This window comes from Mycolicibacterium baixiangningiae, from assembly GCF_016313185.1.
In the GTDB taxonomy this organism is placed as follows: domain Bacteria; phylum Actinomycetota; class Actinomycetes; order Mycobacteriales; family Mycobacteriaceae; genus Mycobacterium; species Mycobacterium baixiangningiae.
In genome coordinates this window covers 1,228,586-1,243,148 of record NZ_CP066218.1, presented here as the reverse complement: position 1 = coordinate 1,243,148, position 14,563 = coordinate 1,228,586, and the positions used below count along the sequence as shown (strand labels likewise).

Below are 14,563 nucleotides of genomic sequence, written 5' to 3'. Positions count from 1 at the left end.
GGGCGGTAAACTTCCACGGCCGCCCCCGTAGCTCAGGGGATAGAGCACGGCTCTCCTAAAGCCGGTGTCGCAGGTTCGAATCCTGCCGGGGGCACTTTTCGGAACGGCTCGTCATCCTCACGAGGGGCCACAGCAAAGCAATTTGACGAAAGCGTCAGTCGGCCAGCTGCTTTGGTGGCCGACACCACTGCCACCCGTCTTCTTTCAGCCCGTGTCGGGCACTACAGTGTCACACCGAGCGGGGGGTTCCGCACGAGTCCGCGCACCGGAGGTAGACATGTTCCGTTCGACTGCTCTCAAGGCCGCCGCGGTGGGCATCGCCGTCGCCCTGCCCGTCGGCGCCGCCCTCGCCGGCGCCGCGCCCGCGTCGGCCAGCCCCGACGTCTGCGTCAGCGGCCCATACGGATTCGCCTACGCCTGTGTGGACACTCCGCGCTGGGTCGACTGGTACGACGACGGGCCACGCGGGCGGGGCCACGGCCACGGGAAGCACGGCCACCACCACTGATCACCCGCGGGTGTCGATCACCTGCTGCGCGATCTCGGTCAGCTTCATGTTGCTGTCCTGGGAGAGCCGGCGCATCATCTCGAACGCCTGCACATCGTCGACCTTGTAGCGCTCCATGATGATGCCCTTCGCCTGGCCGATGCGGTCACGCGTGGACAGCGCCGACTTCAACTGCTCACCCTCGCGGTGCGCGAGCAACGCCGCGGCGGCATGCGCTGCCAACACCGCGCCGGTGGTCTCGGCATCCCCGTCCCACACGTTGGGACGGAGTCCGAACAGGTTGAGCGCTCCCGCCGTCCGCTCGGCGGTGTAGAGCTTGAACGACAGGCCGCTGAGCACACCGATTTCGACGCAGGCCGGGGCGTACTTCGGCCACCGCGTCTCCTCCCGGAAGTCGTCGGTGCGCACGACGACGTCGTCGAGTGCCGCCTCAATGCACGGCCCCTCTTGGTAGGTCATCTGCAGTTCGTCGAGCTGATGCGGCAAGTCGGTGACCTGGGCGACCGACTCGAAGGTGCCCCCACGGCCGACGAGCAGAATGCCGGCGGCATCGACACCGGGGATCAGATCCTTCGCCGCGGCCGTGACGCCGGACAGTATCTTCTCGAGGTCGCGCGGCAGCGCGAGCGTGCGCGCCAACTCCGCCATACGCATGGCGAGGTCGTGCGTCTGCGGGTCGGTCATGGGTGCAGTCTTCCCGATGTCGGTAGCGCACACACCGAGAACGTTTGTGATGTCGCCTGAGGGGAATGGTGCGCTGAGACGCGTGTGGCGGTCGACCACCACACTCGTCGAGGTCTCGTCGGTTCAGACCAGAGCCGGCGAGGCCGCCCGAACTTCTGGGGGACACCTTCTCGCGGTCGTTGCTGCACGACCGTCGACCTCCGCAGCCAAAAGACCCGACGTCGCCCAGAGACCGAGTGGTCGACGGGTGGGCCTGCGCGATATGCGCGGGTTGTCCGAACCGGCTGCTTCCCGTCGACCAGGCTCGGGCCCCCGGTCACCCACACACCTCCCACCAGCCCTGACTCCGTAAAAATTCTCCGAAATCGGACTAGCACTCGTCCGCACCGAGTGCTAATCTGAGCGTGCACAGTGATACGGCTGCCCGCCAGGGTGGTGGGCTCGGGATCGACGAGGAGGTGGATTACTGTGCTTCGCTTTGATCCTTTCAGTGACCTGGACACCTGGACCCGGGGTTTGCTGAACAGTCAGACCGGATCGAACCGCACACCCCGGTTCATGCCGATGGATCTTTGCAAGATCGACGATCACTACGTGCTGACCGCCGACCTGCCCGGCGTCGACCCCGGCTCGGTCGACGTCAATGTCGACAACGGCACACTCACCATTTCGGCGCACCGCACCGCTCGGTCCGAGGACTCCGCGCAATGGCTCGCCAGCGAACGGTTCTTCGGCACCTACCGGCGGCAGCTGTCGCTCGGTGAGGGCGTCGACGCGTCGGCGATCACGGCGACCTACGAGAACGGTGTGCTGACCGTCACCATTCCGATGGCCGAACGCGCCAAGCCACGCAAGATCGACGTCGCCCACGGGGGCGGACAGAAGTCCATCCGGCCCACGACCGTCGACGCCGAGTAACGGCCGCATCGAGGCTGCGGGCGGGTCACCCGATCCGTCCGCGGCCTCGCCGCGTCACCGGGGACGGCGCGACATCGCCACAAGCAGCGACCACACCGAGCACAGCACGGCGGCGACGGCCAGGCCCCCGCCGACGAAGAGGCCGTAGCCGGCGTGCACCGGGTCGTGGACGTTGATGTGGTGATACCACACCGTCATCCCGACGATCAGCAGTGAAATCGCCACGGCAGCAACAGAAGCCGCGCGTTCGGACACACCTCGCGCCGCCATCGCGCCCGCGACCACCAGGACGGACGCCAGCAGCACGATCAACTGCCCGGCGCCGAACCGGGCCGGGAGCACCAGGCTGCCGACCGTCCCACCGATCGCACTGGCCCGTCCACCGCCGTCGGCGCTGGTGGTCAGCCACGGCAACCACGCACTCACGGCCAGCACCCCCGCACACAACGCGACCAGCCAGCCGGGACGCAGCATGCGATGAGACTAGCGTGCGGCGGCGCGCGGCGGCGTCGACCACCGGGCGGATCATCTCTACGCTGAGGTGACTTCGACCAAGGTGGTGCATGCATGAGCGATCTCCCGGCGTGGGCGCAGCGGCTCGATCTGTCGCCTCACCCCGAGGGCGGCTGGTACCGGGAGACGTGGCGCAGCGATCTGACGGTCACCCAGTCCGTCCTCCCTCCGGATTACACCGGACCGCGCAGCGCGGGCACCGCGATCCTGTTCCTGTTGATGCCGGGCCAGCAGTCGGCGTGGCACACCGTGCGCAGCGCCGAGTTGTGGCTGTTCCACCGCGGCAGCCCCCTGCTTCTCGAGATGGGCCCCGAACACGATTCGGCCACAACGCATGTGCTGGGCAGTGACATCGAGGCCGGGGAGAGCCCGCAGCTGGTCGTGCCGCCGGGGCACTGGCAGCGCGCCCGCCCCCGCGACGACGAGCCCACCCTGGTGACCTGTGTGGTGGTGCCCGGTTTCGACTTCGCGGACTTCGCGTTGGGCGCCGTCAGCGACTGAGCAGGTCGACAGCGGTCGCCACCAGAGCTGCGTTGTCCGGGGCCATGGAGCCGTCGGGAAGCAGCAGCGTGTCCTCCAGGCCGATTCGTGTCTGCAGGTGGCGAAGACCGGCGTGTTTCAGTAGCGGCCAACAGCTTTCGTCGAGACCGTGCAGCAGCACCGGCGCGGGCGACTCGGCGGAGCGCACGATGTCGAGCAGCGTATCGGCGGTGTCGGTGTCGCCGTCGCCCTGCAGTTCGATCATCACCCGCAGGCAGTGCGGCGCCACCTCGGAGGCCGCCCAGGACTCGGCAGCCTCGGCGTGGAAGATCCCGACCTCGACCCCGAGTCCCTTGCTCAGCAGCAGCTGCGCCAACTCCTCCGCACCCGGTTCATGCCAGTTCACCGACGCGAAATCGGGCAGCACCGTCCATTTCTCGACCGCGCGCAACCGCCGTTCGGCGTCGGGCAGCGCCCAGAAGCCCGTCGTCACCCCCAGCGGCAGCCCGGGCGCGGTGTGCCGCACCGCCGCGACCGCGGCACCGACGATGTCGGCGTCGAGCGAATCGACCCCGTCGGCGCCCTTGGGGTGCATGTGCACGGCCTGCGCCCCGGCTTCGTGGGCGGCGAGAGCGGCCGCCGCCAGCTGCTCGGGCGTGACGGGCAGGTCGGGATGCTGGTCAGGGGTGCGGGCACCGTTGATACACGCCTTGACGTAGGTCTGGGATTTCGAGGCCATGGCTCCATCTTGGCCGCAGACCGCGGGCACCGCCGGATCAGGTCGACGTAACCGCGGATGTGCGACCCGGCGAGTGCGCGGTCAGGCCGAATCGCGCGTCACCAGCTCGGGCTGGAACACGACGTGTTCGGCGCGGTGCGTGGTCCCTGCCTCGGCGGCGGCGATCAGCAGGTCCACCGCCGTCGTCCCGATGGCCCGGGTCGGCTGACGCACCGACGTCAGCGGCACCACGGCCGAGCGCGCGAAGTCGATGTCGTCGTAGCCGACGAGCGCGATGTCGTCGGGGACGCGGATGTCGCCCATCAGCGCCAGCGCCTGCAACACGCCGATCGCGAGCAGGTCGTTGGCGCAGAAGATCGCATCGGGTCGCCGTCGCGCCGGGCGTGCCCGCAACCGCTCCCCCACGGCGCGGCCCTCGAGCACGGTGAGCGCGGGGGTGTCGAGGACCTCCAGTGCGGCGCCCGGTACGTCGGCGACGGCCTCGCGCGCACCGCGCAGCCGATCGCGCACCTGTCGTAGCTCGGTGGGCCCGCTGACGAACGCGATCCGCCGACGGCCGATGGCGCAGAGGTGATCGACGGCAAGGCGGGCACCCGCGACGTCGTCGACCGCCACCGAATCGAACGGCGTGCCGGTGCCGTCGCGGTCGACGAGCACGACCGGAGTCCCGCGCTGCCGGGAGGCCCGCAACCGGTCGAGGTCGTCGCCGATCGGTGACACCAGCAGCCCGAACACCCGTTGTTCGTCGAATGCGTCGAGGTAGGCCCGTTCGCGGCGGGGGTCGTCGTCGGAGGTGCCGAGCAGCAGGGTCAGATTGTGTTCGGCGGCGCGGTGTTCGGCGGCGCGGGCGATGTCGGTGAAGAACGGGTTGCCGACGTCGAGCACCACCAGGCCGACGCTGCGCGACCGCCCCGCCTTCAGTTGGCGGGCGGCGTCGTTGCGGACGAACCCCAGCTCCTCGATGGCCGCGTGCACGCGGGCGACGGTCGCGGGGGCGACTTTGTCGGGTGAGTTCAGCACGTTGGACACCGTGCCTACGGAGACAGCCGCCGCAGCAGCCACCTCCCGCATGCTCACCACGACACCATTGCACCAGACGGGACGTAGCGGGTGGCGGGGAACCGGTCGGAGACCAGGGCGCGCAGGGCTTCCAGATCGCCGTCGACCAGCCCGGTGGCGCGCGCGGTGAGCAGCACGTTGCCCAGTGCGGTGGCCTCGACGGGACCGGCCAGCAGCGGCCTGCCGAGCCGGTCTGCGGTCAGCTGGCAGAGCAGCGTGTTGCGGCAGCCGCCGCCGACCATGTGCACCGTAGCGACGTCCACACCGGAGAGCCGGGCGGCCGCATCGACCGCGGCGGCGAATGCAGCCGCGAGGCTTTCGACGATGGCCCGCACCGTCTCGGCCGGCCCGTGCGGAGCGGGCAGTCCGTGTTCGCGGTACCACGAAGCGATCCGGGCCGGCATGTCTCCCGGCGGCAGGAAGCGCGGGTCGCCGGTGTCGAAGACCTCCGCTGGTGCGGCCGCAGTGGCCGCCCCTTCGAGCAGCACCGCCAAATCGGCGGGCACACCGTCCCGTTCGTATTGACGCACCGTCTCCGACAGCAACCAGGTGCCCATCACGTTGCGCAGGAACCGCACCCGGCCCTCGACACCGATCTCGTTGGTGAAGTTGGCGGTGCGGCTCTCGGCGGTGACCACCGGCCCCGGCAACTCCACGCCGACCAGACCCCAGGTGCCGCACGAGATGTAGGCCGAATGCCCGGGCCGCATCGGGATCGCGGCGACGGCCGACGCCGTGTCGTGCGATCCGACCGACACCACCTGCACGCCGTCGGGAACGCCGAGCGACGCGGCGACCTGCGGCTGCACCGGTCCGAGCACACTGCCCGGTTCGACGAGGTCACCGAACAGGCTCGGGCGCAGTCCGATTCGGCGCATCAAGGTGGTGTCCCAGCTGCCGTCGCGGCCGAGCAGCCCGGTGGTCGAGGCGTTGGTCCGCTCGGCGGCGGCGCGGCCGGTCAGCCAGTAGTTGATCAGATCGGGTACGAGCAGCACGGTGTCGGCCGAATCGAGCAGTCCGTCGGCGCGTTCCACCGCCAACTGGTAGATCGTGTTGAACGGCAGGAATTGGATTCCGTTGCGGCCGTACAGCTCATCGGGGTCCACCGCGGCGTGTACGAGGTCCACCCCGGTCGCCGTGCGGTCGTCGCGGTAGTGGTGCGGGGTGCCGAGCAGGCGGCCGTCCCGCAGTAGTCCGTAGTCCACCGCCCACGAATCGACACCGATGCCGACGAGGTCGTCGGCTGTCCTGGCTGCGGCCGTCAACCCCCAGCACACCTGCCCGTAGAGCCCGGTGATGTCCCAGTGCAGGGCATCGCGGCGGCCGTTCCACACCCGCACCGGGTCGTTGGGGAAGCGGGCCACCGTCGTCATGTCGAGGCGATCGGGGCCGATGTCGGCGAGCATCACCCGGCCGCTGGTGGCGCCGAGATCGATCGCGGCGACCTTCCCGCGCGTCATCGCGGCTCTCGGCTCTTCGCGCAAGCGCTCATCGCAGGAAGGCCGCGGCGACACCCGCGTCCACCGGCACGTGCAGACCGGTGGTGTGCGAGAAGTCCGACGTGCAGAGCGCGAACGCGGCGTTGGCGACGTTCTCCGGCAGCACCTCGCGTTTGAGCAACGTGCGCTGCGCGTAGTACGCGCCGAGCTCCTCCTCCGGAACACCGTATACCGCAGCCCGTTTCGCACCCCACCCGCCGGCGAAGATGCCCGAACCACGCACCACCCCGTCAGGGTTGATGCCGTTGACCTTGACGCCGTGCTCACCGAGTTCGGCGGCGAGCAACCTGACCTGGTGGGCCTGATCGGCCTTGGTCGCCGAGTACGCGATGTTGTTGGGCCCGGCGAACACCGAGTTCTTCGACGAGATGTAGATGATGTCGCCGCCGAGGCCCTGGTCGATCAGCGCCTTGGCCGCGGCCTTGGACACCAGGAACGAACCGCGCGCCATCACGTTGTGCTGCAGGTCCCAGTCCTCGGCGGTGGTCTCCAGCAGCGCCTTCGACAGCGAAAGCCCGGCGTTGTTGACGACGATGTCGATGCCGCCGAAGGCCAGCACGGTGGCGTCGATGGCGGCCTGCACCGCCGATTCGTCGGTGACGTCCGCGGCGATGCCCACCGCCACGTCACTGGTGCCGATCTCTTCAGCTGCGGCCGTGGCCTTTTCGGCGTCGAGGTCGGCGATCACCACGCACGCGCCCTCGGCGGCCAACCGGGTGGCGATCGCCTTGCCGATGCCCGACGCCGCACCGGTCACCAGCGCGATACGGGTGGCCAGCGGTTTGGGTGTCGGCATCCGCTGCAGCTTGGCCTCTTCCAGCGCCCAGTACTCGATCCGGAACTTCTCCGCCTCGTCGATCGGTGCATAGGTGGAGATCGACTCGGCGCCGCGCATTACGTTGATGGCGTTGAGGTAGAACTCGCCGGCCACCCGTGCGGTCTGTTTGTCCTTGCCGTAGCTGAACATGCCGACACCGGGGATCAGCACGATCGCCGGGTCGGCGCCGCGCATCGCCGGACTGTCCGCTCCGGCATGCCGCTCGTAGTAGGCGCGGTAGTCGGCGCGGTACGCCTCGTGCAGTTCGGCCAGGCGCGCCGTGCAGTCCTCGACCGAGGCGGCGGCGGGCAGGTCGAGCACCAGCGGTGTGACCTTGGTGCGCAGGAAGTGGTCGGGGCAACTGGTGCCGAGTGCGGCGAGCCTGGGATGTTCGCTGCTCTCGAGGAATTCGAGGACGCGCGGATCGTCGGTGAAGTGGCCGACCTGAGGTTTGTCGGCCGACGCCAGCCCGCGGAGGAACGGGGCGAGTGCGGCGGCCTTGGCGCGGCGCTGTTCGTCGGCCAGCGCGCCGTACCCCTCCAGTGCCGCACCGAACGGCGCGCTGCGGCCGTGGTCGGCGATGTAGCGTTCGGCGGTCGCGATGATCTCCAGCGAGCGCGCCTCGGCCTCGGCCGACGTGTCACCCCATGCGGTGATGCCGTGCCCCCCGAGGATTGTTCCGATGGCCTGGGGGTTGGCCCGTTTGATCTCGGCGATGTCGAGGCCCAGCTGGAAGCCGGGGCGGCGCCACGGTACCCACACCACCCGGTCGCCGAAGATCTGCTTGGTCAGCGCTTCCCCGTCGGCGGCCGTCGCGATCGCGATCCCGGAATCGGGGTGGAGGTGGTCGACGTGGGCGGCGTCGACCAGACCGTGCATGGCGGTGTCGATGGACGGTGCCGCGCCCCCGCGGCCGTGCAGGCAGTAGTCGAACGCGGCGACCATCTCGTCCTCACGCTCCACACCGGGGTAGACGTCGACGAGCGCGCGCATCCGGTCCAGCCGCAACACGGCCAGCCCGGACTCCTTCAGCGTACCGAGATCACCGCCGGACCCCTTGACCCACAACAGTTCCACCGGTGTGCCGGTGGCCGGGTCGATATCCGTGCCCTTGGCGGAGGTGTTGCCGCCGGCGTAGTTGGTGTTCTTCGGGTCGGCGCCCAGCCGGTTGGAACGTTCGATCAGTTCGGTGACGGTGGTATTCAATCTCTATGCTCCCCAACTCGATTGCGTGCCGCCGACGCGGTCGGCGTTGATGGTGTCCTGGTATCCCGATTCGGCGTACGCCGCCATCGGGTCGGCGGGCAGTCCCCGCTCGGTGCGCCATTGCGCGAGCTGCGGCCGGACGTCGGTGTAGAAAGCGTCCATGAATATCTCGTTGGCACGCAACACGTCCGCGGCCTCCTGCGCGGTGGCCAACGCCTCGGTGTCGACGAGCAGCGCACGCGCGGTCATCTCGAGCACGTTGAGCACCGACCGGATCTGGCCGGGGATCTTCGCCTCGATGTTGTGGCACTGGTCGAGCATCAGCGCCACGCCCGACTTCGGATCCAGTGCGCCGCCGCGGATCACCTCGAACATGATGCGGAACAGCTGGTACGGGTCGGCGGCACCGACGATCAGGTCGTCATCGGCGTAGAACCGGGAGTTGAAGTCGAACGAACCCAGCCGGCCCAGCCGCAGCAACTGGGCCACGATGAACTCGATGTTGGTGCCGGGTGCGTGATGTCCGGTGTCCAGGCAGACCATCGCCCGCTCGCCCAGCGCGGTCACGTGGGCGTACGACGTGCCCCAGTCGGGGACATCGGTCATGTACATCGCGGGTTCGAAGAACTTGTACTCCAACACCATTCGCTGATCCGGACTGATGTGCTGGTAGATCGCGGCCAGCGATTCGGCGAGGCGTTCCTGGCGTCCGCGGATGTCGCCCTGCCCGGGGTAGTTGGTGCCGTCGGCCAGCCACACCTTGAGGTCACGCGAACCGGTCTGGTTCATCACCTCGATGCAGTGCAGGTGGTGGTCGATCGCCTTCTGTCGCACGGCCTTGTCGGTGTGGGTGAGGCTGCCGAACTTGTAGTCGTCGTCCTGGAAGGTGTTGGAGTTGACGGTGCCCAGTGCGACGCCGTGATCGTGGGCGTAGGCCGACAGTGCGGCGTAGTCGTCGACGGTGTCCCACGGGATGTGCAGGGCGACCGTGGGTGCCAGCCCCGTCATCCGGTGCACCATCGCGGCGTCGGCGATCTTCTCCTCGACGGTGCGCGCGGTGCCCGGGGATCCGAAGACCTTGAAGCGGGTTCCGGAATTGCCGAACGCCCACGACGGCAGTTCGATCGCCAGGTTGTCCAGGAGCGGATTCATGGTGTGACAGCTGCTTTCTCGGCGGTGCCCGCGTCGACGGGTGTGCCGTAGCGTTCGGCCTCGATCTGCTTGAGGGTCTTGCCGCGCGTCTGCGGCGCCCACACCGCACCGATGACCAGTGCGATGGTGAGCAGGCCGACGAGCAGCAGACCGACCCCGGTCAGGCCGGTCACGGCGAGCATCGTCGGGAAGAAGTACGACAGCAGGCCGGTGGCGGTGCGGACCACGAAGAACATCACGCCCTGCGCGCTGGCGCGGTACGGCGTGGCGAACAGTTCACTGGTCCACAGGCTGTAGAACGCCTGCGCGCCGATACCGCTCGAGACACCCCACAGCACCGCGAAGATCAGCATGGTCGGGACGCCGTTGTCGGTGAACGCGACGAGCACGATCCACCCGACGATGCCCAGCGCCGCCCCGATGACATAGAGCAGCCGCTGCGACATCCGGTCGGCGAGCCCCATGAACCCGAAGTAGGTGGCGAGCACCGTGCAGCCCCACACCAGGACCTGCAGCAGGTTCTGCTGGACCGCGCTGTGCAGGCCTGCGGTGTCGTAGACCCGTGGCATGAAGATGCCGGCCTGACCGGCGACGGTGTTCCAGAACAGGTAGATGCCGCCGAGGAACAGCAGGGCGGAGATGTTGACCTTGCGCGAGAACAACCCACGCAGCCCGCGGACCCCCACCGCCGACGCGACCTGGGCCGACTCGTTCTTGCCCTCGTCCTGCCAGATCTGCGATTCCTGCAGCCCCTGCCGAACCCACCAGACGATCGCGGCGACGACGAACAGGTGCAGGAAGATCAGCCGCGAGCCGAGCAGTCCGAGCGGGGCCAGCGCGGCGGCGAGCGCGAACCCGATCAGCGGCCCTGTCGACCAGGCCAGCTGCGCGGTGCCGACGTGTTTGGCCCGCTGCACCGACGGCGCCTGCTCGGCGATGTAGGTCCACGACGCGGGCACACCGGCGCCGACGGCGATGCCGGTGACGATGAACGCGATCAGCAGCATGGTGAAGTTCACCGCGCAGGCGGCCACCAGCACGCCGGCCATGTAGACCAGCAGGTCGTAGGTGTAGATCGCCTTGCGGCCGAACCGGTCACACAGCGGGCCGCCCAGGATCGCGCCGATGGCGGCGCCGAAAGCGTTGGCGCTCAACGCCGCGAGCAGGCCCACGCCGAGGTTGCTGATGCCGAATTCGGCCTGCCAGAAACCGAGGCTGGTGGCGATCGCGATGATCGACCCCGCCTCGATGTAGTTCGACATCGCGACGGAGATCGTCGCTTTCCAGCCTGTGGTGGAGCGCGCTCCTACTTTCATCGCCATCCTCAGGGTAGGTGGAAATAGTGGGTGAGCCGGTCCATCGCGTGATCCGGCCGGTTGTCGAAGTAGCCGGCCATCGTGGCCTGCCACCTGTCGTTGACGTCGGTGGCCGCCATCGCTGCGGTCGCGGCGTCGTAGTCGTAGGTCTCGAAGTAGCCGACCACCAGACCGTCGTCGGCGTCGAGGAACAGCGAGTAGTTGCGCCAACCGGCCTGCCGCAGCGCTTCCAGCATTTCGGGCCACACGTGTTCGTGGGCTTTCAGGTAGTCGTCGATGCGGTCACGCCTGAGGTGGAGCAGGAAGCAGACACGTTCTGTCGTCCTGGCATCCATGCCGCTCCCCATCCTTGCTTGAAACGTTTCAACACGTGACTGCGCTCACAGTAGGATAAGAACCGCGAGGGAGTCAATACCGCGCCGAGACTACGGTTGTTGACCGGATTCCGCCCGAATCCGTCAACAACCGTAGTGTCGGCGCGCACTGTGTCAGCCGGCCGCGGCCTCCGGCGCGTAGCCCAGCGCGGCCTTGATCTCGAGGAACTCGTCGAAGGCGAAGTGGCCCCACTCGCGTCCGTTGCCGCTGCGCTTGTATCCACCGAATGGCGCGCTCATGTCGAAGCCGTGGTTGATGGCCACCGAGCCGGCGCGGATCCTGCGCGCGACCTCGCGCGCCTTGTCCAGGTCAGATCCCGAGACATAGCCCGCCAGACCGTATTCCGTGTCGTTGGCGATCTCGAGCGCCTGGTCGAGGTCGTCGTAGCCGAGGATGCACAGCACCGGCCCGAAGATCTCCTCGCGCGCGATGGTCATGTCGTTGGTGACGTGCGCGAACACCGTCGGCTTGACGTAGTAGCCCCGGTCGAGGCCGTCCGGGCGTCCGGGGCCACCGACCGCGACCGTCGCACCTTCGTCGATGCCCTTCTGGATCAGCCCCTGGATCTTGTCGAACTGCGCCTTCGACGCCACCGGGCCGATCGCGGCCTTGTCGCCCGGATCGCCGACCTTGACCGCACCGGCGGTCTGCTCGGCGATCTGGATCGCCTCGTCCATCCGCGAGGTGGGCACCAGCATGCGTGACGGCGCGTTGCAGCTCTGACCGCTGTTCATCATCATCACCGAGACACCGGCGGCCACGCTCTTGGCGAAGTCGTCGTCGTCGAGCACGATGTTGGGGCTCTTGCCGCCGAGTTCCTGCGTCACCCGCTTGACTGTCGGGGCGGCGTTACGCGCGACCTCCACCCCGGCGCGCGTCGACCCGGTGAACGACACCATGTCGACGTCGGGATGGCTCGACAAGGGTGCGCCCACCCCGGGGCCGTCGCCGTAGACCAGGTTGTACACGCCCGCGGGAACGCCTGCGGCATCGACGATCTCGGTGAAGATCTGCGCCGAGTACGGGGCGACCTCCGACGGTTTGAGCACCATCGTGCAGCCGGTCGCCAGCGCCGGGTACACCTTGACCGCGATCTGGTTGATCGGCCAGTTCCACGGGGTGATCAAGCCGCAGACACCGATCGGCTCCTTCACCACCAGCGTTGAACCGTGCTGCTCTTCGAACTCGTAGTTCTTCAGCACGTCGATGGCGGTCATCAGGTGCCCGAGGCCCAGGTTCACCTGCGGACCCGCCGCCAGCGAGGCCGGCGCGCCCATCTCCTCGGTCACCGCGTCGGCGAGGTCACCGGCCCGCTTCTGGTACTCGGCCAGGATGGCCTGCAGCACGTCGAGACGCTCCTCGCGGGTGGTCTGCGACCAGCCGGTGAAGGCCCGGCGGGCCGCATTGACGGCCAGGTCGACATCCGCCGACGACCCCAGCGCGATCTTGCCGGAGATCTCTTCGGTGGTCGGGTTGTCGACCTCGAGGATGTTTGGGCGCAGCGGTTGGACCCACTGGCCGTCGATGTAGAACTTCAGATACTCACGCATGGCTCTCACTCTCCCCTAGATCGCAGACCTACTGGGTGCCTTCCGCATACCAGGTGCGGAATCGGTCGTACTTCGGCATTTCCTCGCTGTTGGCCTTGGGGTCGATGCAGACGTGCACGACGGCGGTCTTGCCGCTGGCGTAGGCGCGCTGGATGGCCGGGCCGATCTCGTCGTCCTTCTCGACGTACTCACCGTGGCAGCCGAACCCCTCGGCGATCTTGTCCATCCGGACGTCCTTGCTCCAGTGCACGCCGGGCTGCGGCGACGGCTGCTCGAACGTGCGCTTGTAGACACCCACTTCGAGCCCCCACTGGTGGTCGACACCGACCACGCACACCAGCGGCAGACCCTCGCGGGCGGCTGTCTCGAGTTCGGCGATATGGAACAGGAACGCCGAGTCACTGGTGAGCAGCATGACCGGGCGCTTTCGGCCTTCGGCGACCGATGCGCCGACGGCGTAGGGCAGGCCGGTGCCGAGGTGGCCGAAGTTCTGGTTCCAGATCACGTCGTGCGGTTTGGCCTGCGAGTAGGTCCACTGGAAGATCACCGTGGCGCCGCCGTCGCGTACCAGGATGCCGTCCTCGGCGTACTCCTTGAAGGCCTTGGTGGCCTCGACGACGAAGCGGGCCGGATGCACCGGCGTGCGTCCGCTCGGCGCTTCTTCGGCCACCCGGACCAGCTCGGCGGCGTCGGCCTCGACCAACGTCTCCAGACTGGCTGACGGGGCGCGCGGCGTGTCGCGCAGCGCGTCGACGAGCTGCGGCACCACCCCGCGCAGATCGCCGACCAACGGCACGTCGAACGGCCTGTTCACGCCGATCGCGGTCGGGTCCTGCTCGACATACACCCATTTGCGGTTGGCATCGTTGCCGGCCCAGTGCTGCGTCCGGCCGTAGTGCATCGGCTCGCCGAGCTCGGTGCCCAGCGCCACGCACAAGTCGGACCCCTCGACGGCTTCGTTGGCGGCCGGGGAGAACAGGTAGGGAAAGGTGCGGTCCTCCAGACCCTCGATGAATGACGTGCCACCGGAGGTCTGGATCACCGGACAGGCCATCAGCTCGGCCAGTTCCCTGACCGCGGCGCCGGTGCGTGATGTGTGAACGCCGTGTCCCACCAACAGGATCGGGCTCTTCGCCTGCCGGATCAGCTCGGCGGCCTCGGCCACCTCACGGGCTCCGGCGCCCTGGTTCACCAGCCGATAGCGGTGCGGCGGCAGGACCTCCGGTACGTCGAGCTCTTCGAGGATGACGTGCGAGGGGTACTCGATGTAGCTCGGACCCGGGGTGCCGGACAGGCTGCGGCGGATCGCCTCCCGGATGATCTCGTCGGTCTGGTCGGCGTACTCGATGGAGCTGCTGTACTTCACCGACGGCGCGAAAAGCCCTTCCTGCTGGACGAATTGGATGCGGCCACGGCGCACCCGACGCTCGGTGATGCGGGCGCGCTGACCGCCGAGGAAGATGACCGGTGAGTTCTCCACCAATGCGCACATCATCGCGCCGGCGATGTTGGCCACGCCCGGCCCGAGGGTGCCGATGCACAACCCCGGCTTACCGGTCATCCGCGACGCCGCCTCGGCCATGAAGCCGGCGCTCAGCTCGTGATGCGGCGCCACCACCGACCAGCCCCGCGCGTCGGCCTCGGTGAACATGTGCACGAAGTTCGGATCCGGGATACCGAACAACGTGTTCACACCCTCGGCCTCGAACAGGTCGAGGATGCGTTTGTAGACGGGGACACCCATGGG

The 14,563-nt window shown here is 68.3% G+C and carries 14 protein-coding genes and 1 tRNA gene; 4 read left to right on the top strand and 11 right to left on the bottom strand.

The annotated features are described in order from the left end of the window. Nucleotides 1-21: 21 nt before the first annotated feature. Both I7X18_RS05835 and I7X18_RS05830 read left to right on the top strand, forming a co-directional pair. Nucleotides 22-94, top strand: a tRNA-Arg gene (locus I7X18_RS05835). Between the two features lie 183 nt (nucleotides 95-277). Next, nucleotides 278-508: a hypothetical protein gene (locus tag I7X18_RS05830; RefSeq protein ID WP_193044131.1), complete on the top strand. Its 231-nt coding sequence runs from the start codon at nucleotides 278-280 to the stop codon at nucleotides 506-508. On the opposite strand, the gene I7X18_RS05825 is transcribed toward I7X18_RS05830, so the two are convergent. Then, a complete protein-coding gene (locus tag I7X18_RS05825; RefSeq protein ID WP_193044132.1) occupies nucleotides 509-1,192 on the bottom strand; it encodes an ANTAR domain-containing protein in 684 nt (227 codons plus the stop codon). A 468-nt stretch (nucleotides 1,193-1,660) separates the two neighbouring features. On the opposite strand from I7X18_RS05825, the gene I7X18_RS05820 reads away from it, so the two are divergent. After that, complete coding sequence (locus tag I7X18_RS05820) at nucleotides 1,661-2,110, top strand: Hsp20/alpha crystallin family protein (protein WP_193044133.1); 450 nt, start codon at nucleotides 1,661-1,663, stop codon at nucleotides 2,108-2,110. 54 nt (nucleotides 2,111-2,164) lie between these two features. Here I7X18_RS05820 and I7X18_RS05815 read toward each other — a convergent pair whose 3' ends face one another. Then, a complete protein-coding gene (locus I7X18_RS05815; RefSeq protein WP_193044134.1) occupies nucleotides 2,165-2,584 on the bottom strand; it encodes a hypothetical protein in 420 nt (139 codons plus the stop codon). A 93-nt stretch (nucleotides 2,585-2,677) separates the two neighbouring features. Between I7X18_RS05815 and I7X18_RS05810 the strand changes: the two genes are divergently transcribed. Beyond that, nucleotides 2,678-3,124, top strand: a complete 447-nt coding sequence (locus I7X18_RS05810; protein ID WP_193044135.1) for a cupin domain-containing protein — start codon at nucleotides 2,678-2,680, stop codon at nucleotides 3,122-3,124. Here I7X18_RS05810 and I7X18_RS05805 read toward each other — a convergent pair. From I7X18_RS05805 to I7X18_RS05765, 9 genes are all read right to left on the bottom strand, one after another. Beyond that, nucleotides 3,114-3,842, bottom strand: a complete 729-nt coding sequence (locus I7X18_RS05805; RefSeq protein ID WP_193044136.1) for a 3-keto-5-aminohexanoate cleavage protein — start codon at nucleotides 3,840-3,842, stop codon at nucleotides 3,114-3,116. The two genes, I7X18_RS05810 and I7X18_RS05805, sit on opposite strands and share 11 nt — an antisense overlap. An 81-nt stretch (nucleotides 3,843-3,923) precedes the next feature. Continuing rightward, nucleotides 3,924-4,913: a LacI family DNA-binding transcriptional regulator gene (locus tag I7X18_RS05800; RefSeq protein WP_193044958.1), complete on the bottom strand. Its 990-nt coding sequence runs from the start codon at nucleotides 4,911-4,913 to the stop codon at nucleotides 3,924-3,926. A 2-nt stretch (nucleotides 4,914-4,915) separates the two neighbouring features. Then, nucleotides 4,916-6,361: a rhamnulokinase gene (locus tag I7X18_RS05795; protein WP_193044137.1), complete on the bottom strand. Its 1,446-nt coding sequence runs from the start codon at nucleotides 6,359-6,361 to the stop codon at nucleotides 4,916-4,918. Between the two features lie 28 nt (nucleotides 6,362-6,389). Next, complete coding sequence (locus I7X18_RS05790; protein WP_193044138.1) at nucleotides 6,390-8,423, bottom strand: bifunctional aldolase/short-chain dehydrogenase; 2,034 nt, start codon at nucleotides 8,421-8,423, stop codon at nucleotides 6,390-6,392. A gap of 3 nt (nucleotides 8,424-8,426) precedes the next feature. After that, nucleotides 8,427-9,575 carry an L-rhamnose isomerase gene (rhaI, locus tag I7X18_RS05785; RefSeq protein WP_193044139.1) on the bottom strand — a complete coding sequence of 383 codons (1,149 nt, stop codon included), beginning with the start codon at nucleotides 9,573-9,575 and terminating at the stop codon, nucleotides 8,427-8,429. Further along, the gene (locus tag I7X18_RS05780) at nucleotides 9,572-10,891 is read right to left on the bottom strand and encodes an MFS transporter (RefSeq protein ID WP_193044140.1); all 1,320 of its coding nucleotides are present in this window, start codon (nucleotides 10,889-10,891) and stop codon (nucleotides 9,572-9,574) included. Before I7X18_RS05780 ends, rhaI begins: the two co-directional genes overlap by 4 nt. 8 nt (nucleotides 10,892-10,899) lie before the next feature. After that, on the bottom strand, nucleotides 10,900-11,226 hold the full coding sequence (locus I7X18_RS05775; protein ID WP_193044141.1) for an L-rhamnose mutarotase: 327 nt from the start codon (nucleotides 11,224-11,226) through the stop codon (nucleotides 10,900-10,902). Nucleotides 11,227-11,379: 153 nt separating this feature from the next. Continuing rightward, nucleotides 11,380-12,816: an aldehyde dehydrogenase family protein gene (locus I7X18_RS05770; RefSeq protein WP_193044142.1), complete on the bottom strand. Its 1,437-nt coding sequence runs from the start codon at nucleotides 12,814-12,816 to the stop codon at nucleotides 11,380-11,382. A 28-nt stretch (nucleotides 12,817-12,844) separates the two neighbouring features. Further along, nucleotides 12,845-14,560 (bottom strand): thiamine pyrophosphate-binding protein, encoded by a 1,716-nt coding sequence (locus I7X18_RS05765; protein ID WP_193044143.1) that lies wholly within the window; start codon nucleotides 14,558-14,560, stop codon nucleotides 12,845-12,847. Nucleotides 14,561-14,563 lie beyond the last annotated feature (3 nt).

Excerpts from the sequence above, each read along its gene's own strand:
- I7X18_RS05830 (WP_193044131.1), top strand. The coding sequence starts at position 278 with ATGTTCCGTTCGACTGCTCTCAAGGCCGCCGCGGTGGGCATCGCCGTC.
- I7X18_RS05825 (WP_193044132.1), bottom strand. The coding sequence starts at position 1,192 with ATGACCGACCCGCAGACGCACGACCTCGCCATGCGTATGGCGGAGTTG.
- I7X18_RS05815 (WP_193044134.1), bottom strand. The coding sequence starts at position 2,584 with ATGCTGCGTCCCGGCTGGCTGGTCGCGTTGTGTGCGGGGGTGCTGGCC.
- I7X18_RS05810 (WP_193044135.1), top strand. The coding sequence starts at position 2,678 with ATGAGCGATCTCCCGGCGTGGGCGCAGCGGCTCGATCTGTCGCCTCAC.
- I7X18_RS05805 (WP_193044136.1), bottom strand. The coding sequence starts at position 3,842 with ATGGCCTCGAAATCCCAGACCTACGTCAAGGCGTGTATCAACGGTGCC.
- I7X18_RS05800 (WP_193044958.1), bottom strand. The coding sequence starts at position 4,913 with ATGCGGGAGGTGGCTGCTGCGGCGGCTGTCTCCGTAGGCACGGTGTCC.
- I7X18_RS05795 (WP_193044137.1), bottom strand. The coding sequence starts at position 6,361 with ATGACGCGCGGGAAGGTCGCCGCGATCGATCTCGGCGCCACCAGCGGC.
- rhaI (WP_193044139.1), bottom strand. The coding sequence starts at position 9,575 with ATGAATCCGCTCCTGGACAACCTGGCGATCGAACTGCCGTCGTGGGCG.
- I7X18_RS05780 (WP_193044140.1), bottom strand. The coding sequence starts at position 10,891 with ATGAAAGTAGGAGCGCGCTCCACCACAGGCTGGAAAGCGACGATCTCC.
- I7X18_RS05775 (WP_193044141.1), bottom strand. The coding sequence starts at position 11,226 with ATGGATGCCAGGACGACAGAACGTGTCTGCTTCCTGCTCCACCTCAGG.
- I7X18_RS05770 (WP_193044142.1), bottom strand. The coding sequence starts at position 12,816 with ATGCGTGAGTATCTGAAGTTCTACATCGACGGCCAGTGGGTCCAACCG.
- I7X18_RS05765 (WP_193044143.1), bottom strand. The coding sequence starts at position 14,560 with ATGGGTGTCCCCGTCTACAAACGCATCCTCGACCTGTTCGAGGCCGAG.